The 16,338-nt window shown below is 43.8% G+C and carries 13 protein-coding genes; all 13 read right to left on the reverse strand.

Annotation, left to right across the window (positions count from 1 at the left end; genetic code table 11):
• Nucleotides 1–102 precede the first annotated feature (102 nt).
• Nucleotides 103–1,092: a type VI secretion system baseplate subunit TssG gene (locus ACQY6I_RS12880; RefSeq protein WP_428241894.1), complete on the reverse strand. Its 990-nt coding sequence runs from the start codon at nt 1,090–1,092 to the stop codon at nt 103–105.
• On the reverse strand, nt 1,056–2,768 hold the full coding sequence (gene tssF / locus ACQY6I_RS12885) for a type VI secretion system baseplate subunit TssF (protein WP_428241895.1): 1,713 nt from the start codon (nt 2,766–2,768) through the stop codon (nt 1,056–1,058). Before tssF ends, ACQY6I_RS12880 begins: the two co-directional genes overlap by 37 nt.
• 29 nt (nt 2,769–2,797) lie before the next feature.
• Nucleotides 2,798–3,196 (reverse strand): type VI secretion system baseplate subunit TssE, encoded by a 399-nt coding sequence (gene tssE / locus ACQY6I_RS12890; protein ID WP_428241896.1) that lies wholly within the window; start codon nt 3,194–3,196, stop codon nt 2,798–2,800.
• An 86-nt stretch (nt 3,197–3,282) separates the two neighbouring features.
• Nucleotides 3,283–3,768 carry an Hcp family type VI secretion system effector gene (locus ACQY6I_RS12895; protein WP_428241897.1) on the reverse strand — a complete coding sequence of 162 codons (486 nt, stop codon included), beginning with the start codon at nt 3,766–3,768 and terminating at the stop codon, nt 3,283–3,285.
• Nucleotides 3,769–4,030: 262 nt separating this feature from the next.
• Entirely contained in the window at nt 4,031–5,551 is a 1,521-nt protein-coding gene (gene tssC / locus ACQY6I_RS12900; RefSeq protein ID WP_428241898.1) for a type VI secretion system contractile sheath large subunit, read from the reverse strand.
• Nucleotides 5,552–5,561: 10 nt separating this feature from the next.
• Complete coding sequence (gene tssB, locus ACQY6I_RS12905) at nt 5,562–6,077, reverse strand: type VI secretion system contractile sheath small subunit (RefSeq protein ID WP_428241899.1); 516 nt, start codon at nt 6,075–6,077, stop codon at nt 5,562–5,564.
• A gap of 72 nt (nt 6,078–6,149) precedes the next feature.
• Complete coding sequence (locus ACQY6I_RS12910; RefSeq protein WP_428241900.1) at nt 6,150–7,664, reverse strand: TssA family type VI secretion system protein; 1,515 nt, start codon at nt 7,662–7,664, stop codon at nt 6,150–6,152.
• Nucleotides 7,661–8,626, reverse strand: coding sequence for a TagF domain-containing protein (locus tag ACQY6I_RS12915; RefSeq protein WP_428241901.1), 966 nt, complete (start codon nt 8,624–8,626; stop codon nt 7,661–7,663). The genes ACQY6I_RS12910 and ACQY6I_RS12915 overlap by 4 nt, the downstream gene beginning before the upstream one ends.
• Entirely contained in the window at nt 8,626–12,234 is a 3,609-nt protein-coding gene (gene tssM, locus ACQY6I_RS12920) for a type VI secretion system membrane subunit TssM (RefSeq protein ID WP_428241902.1), read from the reverse strand. The genes ACQY6I_RS12915 and tssM overlap by 1 nt, the downstream gene beginning before the upstream one ends.
• Nucleotides 12,227–12,955, reverse strand: a complete 729-nt coding sequence (icmH, locus tag ACQY6I_RS12925) for a type IVB secretion system protein IcmH/DotU (RefSeq protein ID WP_428241903.1) — start codon at nt 12,953–12,955, stop codon at nt 12,227–12,229. Before icmH ends, tssM begins: the two co-directional genes overlap by 8 nt.
• Nucleotides 12,956–12,960: 5 nt before the next feature.
• Nucleotides 12,961–14,295, reverse strand: coding sequence for a type VI secretion system baseplate subunit TssK (gene tssK / locus ACQY6I_RS12930; protein ID WP_428241904.1), 1,335 nt, complete (start codon nt 14,293–14,295; stop codon nt 12,961–12,963).
• Nucleotides 14,296–14,379: 84 nt separating this feature from the next.
• Nucleotides 14,380–14,838, reverse strand: coding sequence for a type VI secretion system lipoprotein TssJ (gene tssJ, locus ACQY6I_RS12935; RefSeq protein ID WP_052830146.1), 459 nt, complete (start codon nt 14,836–14,838; stop codon nt 14,380–14,382).
• Nucleotides 14,839–15,400: 562 nt separating this feature from the next.
• Nucleotides 15,401–16,309, reverse strand: coding sequence for a fructosamine kinase family protein (locus tag ACQY6I_RS12940; RefSeq protein ID WP_428241905.1), 909 nt, complete (start codon nt 16,307–16,309; stop codon nt 15,401–15,403).
• Nucleotides 16,310–16,338 lie beyond the last annotated feature (29 nt).

A 16,338-nucleotide genomic window follows, 5' to 3' on the forward strand; every position in this document is an offset into this window, starting at 1 on the left:
CATAAAATTTGGTGATACACATCTTTTAGCCGTATTTATCATTAAATATCTGTTAATTCCATCTGCTAAAAACAAGTGAGTCAGCATTTAAAAATTAACACTTCAGGCTGCATATCGTTGATCTGAATATCGGTATTCCGGATGTTTATAGTGATGGTCTGAAAAAACCATCCGATAAGGATGTGCACCATCTTCTCCCAGTAATATAGGTTGCCCAAAACACAACTCTTCTTCACCCAGTCGAAAAGGAGTGTTCTGATTGGGAGCCAAGACAATAACCACTTCGTAAGTGACACCTTGAGGCAAGTAGTATTCCAATACTTCCCGCGTCCTTTTCCCCAACTCACCATCTGGCCGCAATAGCGCAGCTTTTTCTTTCGTTACCATCCCGGTTTGAATTTGGATAGCATGCCCTAATACCGCAACGTGATCTCCGAGAACAGTTTCTTCTCCTAAAGCTTGCTGTCCATTCAAAGATAGAGTCTGTTCTATTTCAATGTTAGAAATTATTTGATCATCTACAGCCAAGTCCGGAAGCTGCAAGGTATCTCTTAATACCGCCTCGATACCAACTGCACTACGACACCGATTAGCCAAAGAACCTGCTGCCCATCCGGAAAGTTTGTGACGTTCGAAGTACACTCCGGCCAATGAGGTTGCAAGCCTCACGAAAAGGTTATTTTCCCCCGCGTGTTGTAATAGATGAAACTTTCTCCAACCCTGATGTAATAGCCAATATGCTTGTTGATTGAAAATATCGAGGAACGCCTGGAGCCTTTTTCCATCTTCATCCTGATAAGTAATGTCCTGCAAAAAATACTGAGGCAATGGTGCATCCACGCCGTAAAATCCAAAGAAGGTGGATTCAACTTCGATTTTTTCTGACGGTAATACTGAAACCTTTCGGACATCCGATGCAGGAAAAGACAACCAGTCCGAAGGTTTCAATTTTAACCATGAAGGGCAGTTACGAGCTTCAACCCCATCACAAATATCCAACAACGTTTCTATCAGCTGATGGAAGTGATACTCAGTCGCCTGCTCCGTAATACGCGCTATATGATCAGTCTTCTGCCAATATTTGGTTTCCATGCCCATTCCTTATACGATGGCAACGCTGTTACGCGCGTTTCAACATATTCCGTGATATTTGCGTAGTCACTGAAAAATTGATGCAGCACCGTACCAAACAAATAGATATCTGATCTGGAACTGAAACCAGATTCGTTGATCTCCAGACTGATCTCCAAACCCTGACACAAAATTCCTTTGGTAATCTTATGCTTTAATTGAACATCAACTTTCTCTATGGCGAGAATTCTATTTTTGTTCTCTTCCTGGTCACTCCAGTCAAACAAACTTAACAGAGTCTTTAGTTTATCGACTTCACCGAGAGAAGATAATGCAAGAGACATCAATGAGATAAGCTGCCATTGGTAGTCATGTATCTCTGGAGCACTTAACATTCTGCTAGGCCGGGTAATATTACGCACTTCCAAATTCTGATCGATGTCACTTGCAAGCTCTTTAAGTTTGCCAATATCGAGATACTGTCTGGGATAATCTTCATTTGATGCCAATACATCTACAGAGAGAATTTCCGTTGCGATGGCAGTGTGCCCCGATACAGAAATAAAATGCCTTCTCTTGCCATTTGGCATGTTGCGATTATAAGTAGCATAGGTTGGATCACCTGCACGGCGGTACGTCAGATTTTGCAGAGGCTGGTATTCTCGGGTATGTCCAGTCTGCGGATTTCTACCAGTAACATGTTGTACGCTATAAACGTTTGCGCAGTTTCTATAACTGTGATCGACCAGTAACGGATAATCTGGCAGCTTACCATTGACAACAACAGGCTCGGCCTGTGCATCGAACAAATTGACTGCCGGAATACAATTTAATTGAAATGTGTCTTTGCCAATATTATGTCCAGCAGGCAATGCGGTCGGCGTCTCAATGACCAACTTTATTGTGCTTGCAGACTGCGGCCAATTTTCCGGCTGAAATCCATCTACCTCTATAAATAAAAATTTATCGCGGGCATTAAAATAATCATGTAACAGATTGAATGCCACATGCCCTCTACTCCCTGAAGGAAGCAGGCTATCATAGGGGCGTAATAGCGCAGGTCTCACAGTCAGCCTGTTTACAGATGAAGCCCCTTCAACAGAGACAGAAGCCTCGCCCTTCACATTCGTCAAACACTCATATAAGGCGTACGCCAGCGCGTGATCACAATGGAGGTGAAGCAGCAGGCTAGTCAGATCAAGATCTTCCCATTCAAAATTTGATAGTTTCTGAATATCAATCTGCACCCGGGTGCCACCACCAAGCTTGTCCATTGCAGAAGCATGGGTAATCACAAGTGGCTGAACCTTAAGTACGGAGGTCGTTACATATTCGCAACGAACTTCTTCCGGCCCCACGTTAGAAGCGGCCAAATTGGTTCCTTTGCCTATTTCGATCGTCTTTTTGTGTTGACGAGAAGGGGAAAACTGAACCAAGGTATATGATGGAAAAGGGCGACACAGCGATGGATTAATCTGATCAAGAAGATTTTCGCTCAGTTCAGGAACACCGTCATCTATTCTTTCCCGGACTTTAGCAGTTAGAAATGCCATCCCTTCAAGCAAACGCTCAACATAAGGGTCTCTATCCTTAACAGCGTTCAAATTCAACATGGCAGCCTGCTCAGGATATGCTTCTGCGAATTCCTGCGCAGCATCCTGGAGCAATCTCATTTCGGCTTCAAAATATTCTTTCATCTGACACGCTTTTCCCTGATTAAACCATGCTACCTGAGACTAGATGATCCCGAAATCTCAGCAATGCCACTGCTTTTAAAATGCGTCTGAAACGAAACCTGACGACCACTACCAACCCAACCTGTAATATTCATAGTAACGACGGCGGTATTATAATCTCGTGATTGTGGTATGACCTGTACTCTGGACAAACGAGGTTCATATTTTTCCACAATATTTTTTATAGCAATTGCCATATCTGACTCAGAATAAGGCAATTCCTGATAAAGGCGATTCAAGTCCGGCATTCCATAGTCCGGCAGATGACCTAAAACCCCTTGCCTTGCATTTAGCAACCTAATCAAATGATCATGAATACTATGCAAATGATCATCTTCTGACGGATAAACTGACAACGCCTGGCCATTCAGATTTTTCTGCTTGAGCACTTCGTAAATTGTCCACATATCAATCCGTCAATATCTTTCATTAATTAGGAAGGGCATGCAAGAGCATGCCCGATTTTAACTGTGACTTAACGACCTTCGACCCATGAGTCAGAGAATTCGATGTTACCATCAAGGTAAGTCCAGGTGACTTTCTGATAACGAATAGCCACCTCTTCCAAGTGAGGATAACGCTCTTTATCAAGATCTTTGACGTTGGCCATAGTAGGATTAACTGAAGTAACTTTCACGCCTTCCAAAGTATGGCGGAAATACTCAACTTCAGTTCCTGTCTCATCGATTTTGTACCAGCTTAAAACCAGGCTCTGCAGAGTCTGACCATTACTACAAGCTTTGTACAAATACGGTGTAGCCGCGTCATAGGCCTTTGTAATAACAAAGGGCTCATGCTTACGAGTACCGGTTAATTCACCAGTATCACCATCCGTAGGAATACGGAGCTGATGCTGGAAAGCCAATACTTCGATAGAGCCTTCACGTCCAGATACACTAACGGAACCTTGAACGTTGTTGCCTTGATCGTCTGTGAGCCACATATAGGCAGGAATTGCCATGAATAATCTCCTTTTAAAAAAATTTTCCTACAATAGATAGGTTTAAGTTGTTACTGATTAATACAGTAATTCCCCAACACAAAAACACTGTGCCAACTTAAGGAGAATTCAGAAGGGATACAATTTGAAAGCGATCGATCCCTGAAATACTTATCCTTTTTCTTGAACGGTTTCCCTGGTATTTGGCGGCTGATTCCGAATCAGCCAACCAGGTAACGAAATTTATTTTACCTCGTTATGAATCAAAAACATGAGACTCATGTCATAATTCAGGCATCTGAGAAACCAAAGATAAACGCACATCCACACCTTCAACCTGAAAGTGCGGTTGAACATACATGTTCACCGAATAATAGCCTGGGTTGTCTTCAGACTCCTGTACAGATACAGCACCATCCTTAAGTGGATGAGTCGCCGCCAGATCCGGGTCAGGATTATTCATCTTGGTTACCAAGCGCTGCAACCACGCATTAAGTTCATTTTCTAAATCCTGTCGAGACTTCAATGAACCGATACTTTCACGTTGTAATACTTTCAAATACTGTGCAATCCGAGACACCAGAAAGATATATGGCAAACGTGCATTTATACGTGAATTTGCCGTTGCATTAGCATCATCATACTCAACAGGCTTTTGTGCAGAGTTGGCAGAAAAGAAGCAAGCATAGTCACTATTTTTATAGTAACTAAGTGGTATGAAACCATGATCAGCAAACTCCAGCTCCTTGGTTTCTGAGATCAAAACTTCCGTTGGTATTTTTGATTCAGTACCTCTGCCTGATTCATAAAAATGAATCGGCAATCCGTCCAACTTACCACCTGACTCAGGCCCTCTGATGTTTACAGTCCAACCGTTTGTCTTGAAGCTTCTAACCATGTTCGAAGCAAAAGCAAATGCAGAGTTACCCCAAAGGTAACGGTCATGCTGCTCACCCAAGACGCCCTCTTTATAATTGAAACTGCGAATTGGATTTTCTTCGCCATAAGGCAGACGCAACAGAAAACGAGGGAAAACCAAACCGACATACCTTGAATCTTCGCGCTCCCTAAACCCTTTCCAGCGAATATATTCGGCTCTGTCCATATAACTGGAAACATCCTGAATCTTGGGAATTTCCTCAACACTGTCCTTACCAAAAAATTGAGGTCCGACAGCACTGATAAAAGGACAGTGGGCCGCACTTGCAACTTTAGAAACTTCGGTCAGCAATTCGACATCTGGTGCAGATCTGTCAAACGCGTAATTGGCAATCATCGCAGAAATAGGCTCTCCCCCTGGAGTATCATATTCCTGAGTGTAAATATGACTGAACAGACCAGACTGTGTAGTATCGGGGGACTCTTCGAAATCCTCGCGCAATTCTTCTTTGTCACAGTCCAATATTTCTATTTTAACATTACCTTTGAAATCAGTACGGTCTGTTAAAAACTTCAAACCACGCCAGGTAGACTCGACCTTTTGAAACAGTGGGTGATGAAGCACTTCGTCCAATTGACGGCTAATTGTCTCATCAATTTTAGCGATGTACTGATCGAGCAACGTTTTATCAATACGTTCGATTTGCTGCCCAGCTTCAAGTGCTATTTCAAAAAAAACATTAAGCGCAGCAGTAATACGTTGACTGGCATCGACTTCCGCCATTGCCTTAGGATCTTGAAATTGATTGATATCTATCGGCTGACTGACCGGAGGCATATCAACCAGACTACAAAGGCGCTGATATATAGAGCCATCTTCAACAACCTCAGTTGTCGATTTATTTTGTTGTTCCTGCTGAGTCATCATTGCCTCCTTATTCTTCCGACTCTTTGTTAGCCTGCTCAGCCATTAATGACTTGAGCTCAGTTTTTAATGAGTCCATATCCGGCCCTGAGTTCAGGATACGCTCGACCTCTTTTCTGAAAGAACTGTTGTCCAAAAGATTGGATTTCAAATCCTTAAGCAGATTCCTCATTGACAATAACTCTCTCAACTCAGGAATCTGTGATACAACATGCTCCGGATGAAAAGACCGAAATTTTGTTGCGGTCAAGTTCACAGAGATTTCCCCGCCATCTTCCTTAATTCGATTTGGCACACTAAAGTTCATTTTAGGGGCCAGATTTCCCATAACCTGCTCAAGATTAGAGCTGTTGATGTTAATACGCTCACGCTCACTGACATCACCCTCACCTTCGCCATTACTGAAATCTCCGAGTACCAATAATTTCATTGGCAACTCTTTCTTAACTCCAGCACCACCTGTTTCCAGATCCAGTGCAATGTTTACTCTGGCTCGAGGGACTTCGTTTTGAAAACTATCGGACATGTTACCTTCTCCTTTCATTTAAGATGGGATAACAGATCAGCCAGATCTGATACTTCCCTGTTGTACATTGATTTATAACCATTCAATTGCCAACGATACATCTGTTGCACACATTAACGACTGCAAGCGAGATATATCTGCTTCGTAAGCACTCTGCTGTTCTACGTCAACCTGGGCTTTCAGATCTTTCATAACAAGCCACTTCTGACGCCAGACAGACATCGCAAATTCAGGCATAAATCTTTCAAGTCTGTGTTCCTGGACATATATATCCAACCGATCAAGAATTGGAAATGCTTTCGCTGCCTCACCCGATTCATGACACAATTGCGCCTGGATCAAACATATTTTCTGCGCAGTAACTTCTGAACTTCCCCCCTGACTTTTAAGCCACTTCAAGGCATCTGTCAGATTCTTTTCTTCTTTAATCTTTCTCGCTTCTGCGAGAAACTCCATCGTAGGATCATACACTTGCGACCCGCCTTCTGCGGGCATGATTTGTTCAATCCATGCGATAACAGAACCCGCCAGAAAAGGATCGCCATTCTCATAAGTCAACTGCTTTATTTTAGGTAACCGCGATAACAATGACAGGAAATTATCTTCAATAATTTTAGCTGCACTGTTGTATCCAGCTTTGCGAGCGGCTAACGCACTCAGTCGTTGAAGCTCAAAGCAAAATATTCCGCCGGGTTCTAAAAATGCATCTTCGGCAGAAAAAAAAGCTGCTGTCCACTCTTCATTCTCAAAAGCGACTTTCACCTTATTAAGGCTAGACTCTCTTGGGGCGGGAATTCGGGTTTTGCCGCTTTCATTAGGGGGCAACTTTAAGTCTCCCCACTTCATGCTTCTCGATAACCCAGCCATGACGCCGTATTGTTTTTTTTCCCGATAATAACCGAGCAACTGCTTGCTGATCTGCAACAGCTGCGTTTCTGACTGGATAGACGAAACAGTCATGTCAGAGGCAGCTTGATCAGCGTTTCCACCAACAATAGTCAGAGGTTCAGATGTTTTCTGCTGGGGCTCAGGGTCCTTCTCTGCTGGTTTAACTGCTATGTTCTGAGACAACCACTTACGAAGATCCGGCCAGCCATAGTCACTGATTTCAGGCTTAACCAAATTACACAAAGAGTCAAAAGCCGCCAAGGTCGCTTCATACAAATCATTGCCAGCATTTTTAGTATGAGCCTGAACAAATGTTAATACTCTGGATTGTAGTGGCCATCTCAGTGCAGCCTGGCGGGCCTTGCTTTTCTGTGGATGGCATTGATCGCCAAACTTCTCTAGCAAACCATGAAACAGCACAAGACCTTTATAGAAACCATCCAGACCATGAAGGCGACTGGCCGCAAGAACATAATATCCAGCAGCTCGCAAATCTTTTGCGTTCTCTGTCAGAACTTGTAAAGACAATGATTCAATAAGATGGAAATTTATATCCTGGCGTTTTTCAACTTCAGCTTTCAAACTACTAAAAGCTTCGCTATAACGAGGATCGTCACCAACAAAACTGGCGCCAAGGGGAAATAGATAGGGTTCTAACCACTGATTCCATTCAGAATTGCCTTCCATTGCGACGGTCATACCATTTGACTCCAACTAATTGCTACATCCAATAACAAACGCTGCCGATGAGACAGCAACTGTTCCGCCCATTTAAGACCATGATCGAAACCCGATGCTGACTGTGGAGAATACTCATCTTTAATAGAATACGCACCCACCAATTGGTCTAAACGAGAAGCAGTTATCGGCTTTGCAAGAATATTTAGTAATGAAGACTGTTCGTTTAGTAACCAAATAATATCAGGCCGCCACTGCACCGGCCTCACTAATCCAGACAACAGGTGCAGCCAGAACAACATGCTATATGGAGCCAGTTCTGATGCACCTAAAGGCAACTTCAGATCAATATTGAAGTTTTTCTCGAAATAATATTGGATTTGATTTCGCCAACCAGCCAATGCCATCTTCTGAGTCTGAATGTCAGGGCCAACCATTGCAATCAACCACTCCTCAAAAGTCATCTCTGTCATAACTGACATGGAGTCAGACATTAATCGCTTTCCAGAAGGTAACTGCGTTAACAAATGTTGCGATTTCAGCTTTTCCAATACCGGCTCGCCAGGAAGATCCAAAGGCCAGGATAACTCAGGATCCGCCTGCTCAAATATTCTGCTGCTACCGTAAAACAATGATGCCGGTTTAAAATACAGATCAACATCAGAACATCTGACAAAATAAAAAAAAGGATATCTTCGCCCATGACTGTCCTGACTCGGAAACAAATATCCGCTCAACCCCTGCCGGTCATGCCCTCCAACCATCAGAAAACCAATGGCAGAACTTTTTATTGAGGATTGCGGCGTCAAAGCATTTTGCATCAGCATCCAGTCACGAAGGCACATATCCAGGGTCGCAACTTCACGAAACTCGGAGCAATACTTTAGAAAATCAGGGCGACTCTCTAATTTCCCCAGAAAACCAATCTCCACCCTGGCCGTCAAGGGAACCTTTTTTTCTTTGTCACCGCCAAAGCCAAACATTAGCCAGCTCCAAATAGCTTCCGAGGCAATCCGAGATTGCTGAACATACCGGTATTGAGAACACTGCCTTCTCTATCAGCACGGACACGATATTTCACGAAGATGGGCTCTCCCTGCGGACCAAACGACCACTTAAGCTCAAATTCGGTTCCCTGGATATGTTTGACATCAGCCTTCTGTAAGAGTCGGATGAGAGCCCATTGACCACCAACCTCAATAGAAAACGGAGATGGTTGATTTCCCTGACGAACCACAACCCTGGCATTATTATGGTTTTCTGACGGCAACCATAAAAATTCTCTCCATTCCTGCGGTTCGTTGCGATATCGATACGTATTGCCATCTACTTCTATGATGGACTCCGTAACTCCTGGAACAGGGATTGGATAAAGGGCATATGCCATACCCATTTCTGATGCGCCTGGTTTAAACAATGCTCGGGATAATCTATCCGCACCTATCAGACCATCAAAAAACGCAGAATTAAAAGTTAATCCTTGGTTTAACCAAGTGCGACTTCTCCAACGCCCTTTTGAAAACTTAATAAATGGTTCAAGTTCATCCTGAACAAAACGCCAAAGCTCCCCGGTTTGGGGTGTCAGCAATGTTTGGACATCCAGAGGAGCAGCATCTACCTGACTTTGTGAGAATGGAAAACGCCCTTGAATTTTCTCAGCATAAGATTGATATACCTGTGTTTCCCATTGCTGCTGCAGGGCTGCCCGAGCACTACTGAGTAATGCAGCCCAGGTATAATTCAATGGTGCCTTGAAAGGCTTCTCAACCCATTTGCTTGCTCCAGGGTCCATCTCCAACAAAATGTTATTGACCGCGATCCAGGAAGCATAAAGCTGTCTTCCACTTACATCCTTGCCGGCAACCAAAGATTTAGAATATTCTTTTGCCTCCCGGTTAACGTCTGAGGATGCCAGGATAAATTCCAACTCCTCGCCCAATGCTGCAATCGCTTCCTGGTATTGACCCCAGGCTACATTCGTCGAAACGTAGTTGTCTGGTTTAACCAGCTCAGCAAGGGGTTTGGTTGCTGCTCTAAACGCCGGAATAACAGGCACAGGGGCCCTATCCAGCACACCTTCCTTACCAGCAGCATCATTGGCTGCTGCAACTTCTGCAATCAACTGCCGATCAAGCTCTGGCTCTGTTAAGGTCAACTCATCAGCAACACGATTAAACAACTTCAACCATGGGGATTGCTCGTTACCCAGAATCTTTAAGGCCTGAACTGCTTCCGCAAGATTTTTATAAGGCTTGACCGCAGTATTGCGCAGCATCTCCGACCATTCACGAGAAAAATCCTCAAAATACAGATTACGCACATCAGCACGAAGCTGAAGCATCAGTTTTTCATCGAGCCCTTCTTTTGACTGACTCTGCTCGGCACCTAACACCCAGTCGCCCCGACTGGCAGTATCAGTCATCTCATCAATCTGCTTGGAAATATATGTTCTCCAGGCATTTTTTGTATATATACCATCTACCTGCCGGGAAGAACCGATGACAGAACGTCCTTCCCTACCAATGATATTGTCTACGGTTACGACTGGAAATTTGTTCAGCGAAGAGGCGACCAGACGGTCATAAATGGTTTGGGCGTTTGCCTTAGTCGTCAGATTTAGCTGGGAAGCTGTTACCAGATCGACACCGGCCAACCATGGATTGGTATGAGTTTCATCTATATGTCCAAACACTTCTGTCAGATACAAACCCATCATCTCTTGTAGCAGAGGCTGTTGCTCTTTATAGCTAAGCAACAAATCAGTATCACTATAGCTCTCATACCAGATCTGACTTAAATAAGGGTCGAGAAATTCAGTATCCAGTTGGTCCGCATTACTCGTCAGCATTAAGTAGGCTCTTAACGCGAAATAGTATTTATCCTGACTGGCACTTTTTTCAGCTTCCGAAAGCTTGCTCCAGTTTTCCGTATAATTGGTCAATCTAGCCTTTAATGCCGGAACAACATGAGCATTCACAGTATTGGTCAAAGTATCCAGTAACAACCGCTTCATCGGCACAGCATGAGATTCAATTAAGGAATATCGATGTATCAACTGCAGTGGAGAATAGGTTTGTATCTGCTCCAGCCGCTGGTAATGTTGATAAAGTCCAACCAACGCATCCAATTGCTGCTGTTCGGTAGAATTAGGGTCATTAACCCTGCTAATAAGCGTAGATGCCTTCTTTTCATAGTCAGAGATGAGCATCTGGTTGGCGGTATAGGTACTAAATAGCCCAACTCCCGATACAATCAATACTGCTGATATAAAGACAAAGGTAACAACTTTCGCCATTCGGTCCCATCGTTGCTTTTTGCGATTCCCCCTGACTGCATTTTTCAACGGAAAAATAACATCTGAGAAAAACTTATCGATAAAGTAACTGCGGGTTATTGAGTCAGTTCGAGGTAAACTGATATTTACCTTGGAAAACATATTCTTTAAAGCATTTGAACGGCGCTCCAGCAACACCCCTTCCTGGGTACTGGAGGTAAAATATATGCCTGCAAACCACGGGTTTTCATGGTAAGGATTGTTCTTGAATAGTAAGGACAAAAGCTCAGACAGTTTTTCTTTGGCACCGGCAAACTGATTGGGAAACTGGAAAATCTCCACCTTGTCAGAGGTACTTTTTGCCAGATTAATCTTCTGCGCACTTTGCTCCAACAAACGGTGGTAAAGCTGCTCAAGTCTTTCTTCTACCAGATTTAAGATATTGATGGATTTATCTTCAGTATCCTCCAGCAGATACACTCCCCACGGCCGCTTCCTTTCGACCTCGCTTAAGTCATTGAAAAACGCTTCAAATCCTTTCAGCAAATCAACCTTGGTTATTACGATATAAATTGGAAACGTAACACCCAGTTCGGAAATCAACTCATGTAGTCTGTTCTTCAGATATTTGACATGTTGTTCAAGCGTATCCCGATCCGAGGTTAATATCTCATCCAATGGCAAAGCCAGCAAAAGCCCATTAATCGGTAACTTGGAACGACTTGACTTTAACACCCGTAGGAAATTCAACCACTCTTGGTTATCTTCATCACTGGTATAACGACCAGCGGTATCAATCAAAATAGCCTGGTCTGAAAACCACCAGTCACAATCACGAGTACCGCCGATTCCCTGAACATGAAAACGTTCGTCATCCTTCAGCGGAAATTCCAGTCCGGATCTCGCAAACAAAGTACTTTTTCCGGCTGCAGACGGACCGATCACCATATACCAGGGCAAAGCATATAAGGCCCTGTCACCACGATAACGGGCACCGAGGTGCGTAGATTTAAGTGCGGCCAAAACATCGGATATTTTTGCCTGAAAGGTATCAGGACTGCTATCCCCTGCAACACTATCGAGTTGCTTTTTGAATTTGCGCCCACGAATAGAAAGAAACAACAAACGCAGAATCAGGAACACCACAAAGATCAAAACTACCGCCACCATGGCAATGACCTTTAATTTGACAGACGTCAAACCAACGTGTGCGCCCAAAAACCAAATCAACACAAGAATCGCCAATACACCAGCAGCCACCCCTGTCATCTTCGATAACACAAATCCTTTTAAGACATTTATCAACGACTTAAACATCCTTATCACCCTCTTTCACTATACGCAGAGTCAATTCCTTTTGAGTCAACCGCTCAGCACTGTCAACAATGGATCGTTTCATAATAGATCCATAGGCCAGTACCATTGTCACGAGTATTGCAGCCCCAATCGAAACCATAACCCAATAAGGTTGGCTACCACTGATTCTATATACCAGCTTACTTTCCGGAACAGCAGAATCCGCCAACTCTCTGGGAACCGCTCCTTGCGAATCCTCTAGCTGTGACCGCAGTGACACCAGGTAGGCTTGCAATTGGTCGTATCCTTTAATTCGATACACTCCCTGATATCCAAACTGTAGACAGGTGTAAAAAAGCCCAATCACCAGGCGGTTTTTGGCAAACTCCTGGCGCAATTCATTTAAACGGTTAAAAAATACCTCACCGGCGTTACTTTCACCAAAATACTCAATACATAGAGGCTTAACCATCCAGTCGAACTTTTTTGGCCAGCGGGAGGACATGACCAATTCATCCACATAGGCAGCCATAGCAAACCGGATATCTCGGGTAATTGTAGCTGGCCATTGTTTTTCAAACGCTCTGCGCTCGAGATCAATAAATGCCTGCTCAATATCCACTCGCAGAGATTCCGGTACCTGATCAGCAAATTCAGGAATATTCAAAGGCTCAACCAGATTAAAAATAGGTGCTGTACTTTCAACCAATGTCGCTTCCATTTCGCACAACGATTCTTCCATAACACTTATTCCTCAACAGCAATCAATTCGACCTTGGCCTTTGCAAATTCTCCGAAAGCAAACGCAGAAAATTGCTGGTCACGACAGATACTCGCCCACACATCCCCACTTTTTGTAATCAAGAAATATTCATAGCCGGATTTAATGCGTATTTTTTGAGGAACGCGCTGAGTATGAACCAGTTGAACCCCTGGTGTGGCACTAGCCACCATATTTTCAATCAGAGATGGAGATGCAACTTTAAAGAAGGTGGGGAATTGAGCAATCCATGAAGTATCGCTGGCATCAATATAAACCGACAAGTAAAACGAACACTTATCAAATGCTTCTTGGGAGATTTTTGTGGATTGGAATCGCCCGGGAGACAAAGCCTCAATTGCGATACCAGCTTCAGCCCGTTTACGCTCAGCACCTAAAACAGCCCGTACTGACTGATATAGTGTATTAAAAGACCTAGTCAGATCGTCGTGTTCATAAGTACCACTAAAAGGCACTTTTTCAGGAGCAAGGTGCAGAGCAATACGATCGTGATAGCGCCGCAGCAAGCGATAGAAATCAATCACCGGTACTGCCTTGTTGTCGCCCATCACCCGCAGTTCTGCCAGCGCCTCAGTCAACTCCGACTGCAACAGAAAATCGGCCAGATCAGAAGACAAAAAAGAACCAACATCTCCAAGCCCAACACGCTTCTCGTGCAAAGACCTAAACTGAGACTGCAATATATCGATGACGCTGCCCAATTGCTCAGATAACACTGGCGCAGCATCCAGGCTCAAGACAGGAGGGATATAGTTTTTGTCCAACTCAAAAGCATTATCGTAACTACGAATCACCCTAACGACATTCAGTGAAATATTATTGGCACGGTCTTCACCTGAAATATGCAAATGCATATTAGGTTGACCAAGCAATACATCACGTTTTCTTGATGGATCATACTGATCAGGCACATCAACATGCTCTGAGTGCCATCCGACAGCACTGCCAGATGGAGCATAACCAGTGATACTGTCAGCCATATCATTACTGGGAAAAGAGAGCGCAAATACCTGAGATTCTGAATTCAGTGTCGACAGATCGTAGCTGACCGGTTTGTCATACTTCCGGTCATAATCAATCAAGCTACCATCTGGAAAAACGGCCAGGCATCTCACAAGTTCAAGACGACTGTTCTGGAGAGCTGCTTCATTCCATTCGAGCTCTTTAACTCCCCAGAAATGCGGCTCATATATTCTTGTCTTTAATTTTTGATAATGAGACTGGTAGGTATCCCAGGCTTGAAAATGTTGCTGTCCAAGAAATACACCTTCAGCCCAAATGACTTTGCGAAAACCTTTCATAAACGATCCCTGAATACAGAAACCCAGAACCCTTTTCAGACCTCCAGGTTTTAATAATTCTATCTAATGATTGAGCAGGAAGAACTATCGGTACTGCATATTGATGTTAGATCCTGTTACGTTCAGCTTGAGTTTTGCAGACTTGCTGAACACTCCGGATTTAACTTTTTGATATACCTTCCATGAACCTTCCCGTGAGCGGAAGAAGGCCATTACGCCAACATATTCGGCACCGCGCTTCTTATCAATATTCAGAACCCCCTCGAAACCTGGCTGAACAGTGAATTCATGAACTGAAATCAATGTATCAGCAAGCATATCGGGACCTGTTTTCCAAAGCTCATCGTAGGGAGCACGATCAAACAGGCGAGGATCTGTCAATTGATAAACCCGCACGATAACAGCGTAATTATTTCCTTGAACATCAGGATTCAGAGTCTCTGAGGACTCTACTTGGAATTTCAAATTGGATGTTGCACAAGAACTGAACAACACAATTGAGATTAGAACGAGTATAGTGGTTTGGAACAACTGTTTGAGCATCCTAGCCCTTCTCCACGCCAGATTTCCAGCAGTTAATAATTAATGGGTTAATCATATGGTATCTAACAAGCCCGCAAAAGTTTGTGATATGGTTCCTGTATTTTAAAAACCAGCGATAATTCTTTTGGCACTATGACGCGATCCAGGAAAACAGCATAGTGTGACAGACCTTCTAAGTAAAGCCTCACAGCATAAGACCATTGCTTCCAACTTATGCACCAAGGAATGATACGCAACCTGCAGGAATAGAAAAGCAAAATCCCCATAACAGGCAACTTACCCCAGGGTCGCTGATGTATATTATTTAGACTATTAAGACAAGGCAGCATCGTTGATATATCCGCTGGAACGGATGTGCCTTATCCTTGTGTAACAATGATCGAGACATAAGATGTGCCGCCCCAAACCGGAGCTTATAAAACAGAAATGACCGATCTGAGCGATACTCTGCCCTTCCCAAATTGACGCCACCGTCCATTGTTCGACGACTCATTCACAAGCACTGGAACCAAGAAGCACCGATATTGTGAACCCTTGCATGGCGCAATCATGCATCCCTTTATTATTTGATATCCACAATTCTGCCTGACTCTTTCAATACCAGGAGGCCTTGAATTTGTTTCAGACAGGAAGCCAAGTAAAGTTCACCAAACAAATTCAGATGATTCAGGAGGTGGTACAAGTTGTATAGTAGCTTTCGATATCTATATCCATCATCCAAAGGCCAGACCTCCTGGTATTCGCGATAAAACTCCGCATCAAACCCAGAAAATAATTCAGTCAGCGCAACATCTGTTTCCCGGTCGCCAAAATAGCATGCGGGATCAAATATTACTGGCGTGGTGTCCTTGAGATACCCTTTGTTACCACCCCACAGATCTCCATGCAACAAAGAAGGAACAGGCTGATGATCATGTAGCAGTTGCTGACAAACATCATTCAGAGGACGAACATATTTCTCTACTGCGCTCGAAAATCCTTGATCACAAGCCATCTGTAACTGAGGTAATAGCCGATTGTTCCACCAGAATACAGACCACCTTTCCTCTGCTGTATTTTTCTGAAACGTACGACCGATATAGTTATCATATTCAAGCCCATAAACTGACCCCGTGTGTCGATGAAGTGCCGCCAACCGCCGCCCCAGCTGGCAATCATGGGTACTTCCAGCCAAATCAAGATACTCCATCACAAGCAATGTATCATTTTCGTGAAAAGACACAGATTTTGCCTCTGGTACACGAATTTCAGCTCTTGCATGCAGTAACTGTAAGTTTTTGAATTCTGCCCGCAGTAAGTCGCCATCCTGCGCAGAACATCGTTTGACGAACAACGGGCCAATATTAGTCTGTGCTTTGAAGCTGTCACAAATATCCCCGCCACTGACTCGGCTCAACTGTCGGACCTGCACCGCCTGACCCATCACAACAGACATTTCCGTACCAACGATGCTCGCAATTCGTTTAATCATCGGGGTTGACCTCTTTATCATCAGAATCA

Source organism: Gynuella sp. (assembly GCF_050297175.1).
In the GTDB taxonomy this organism is placed as follows: domain Bacteria; phylum Pseudomonadota; class Gammaproteobacteria; order Pseudomonadales; family Natronospirillaceae; genus Gynuella.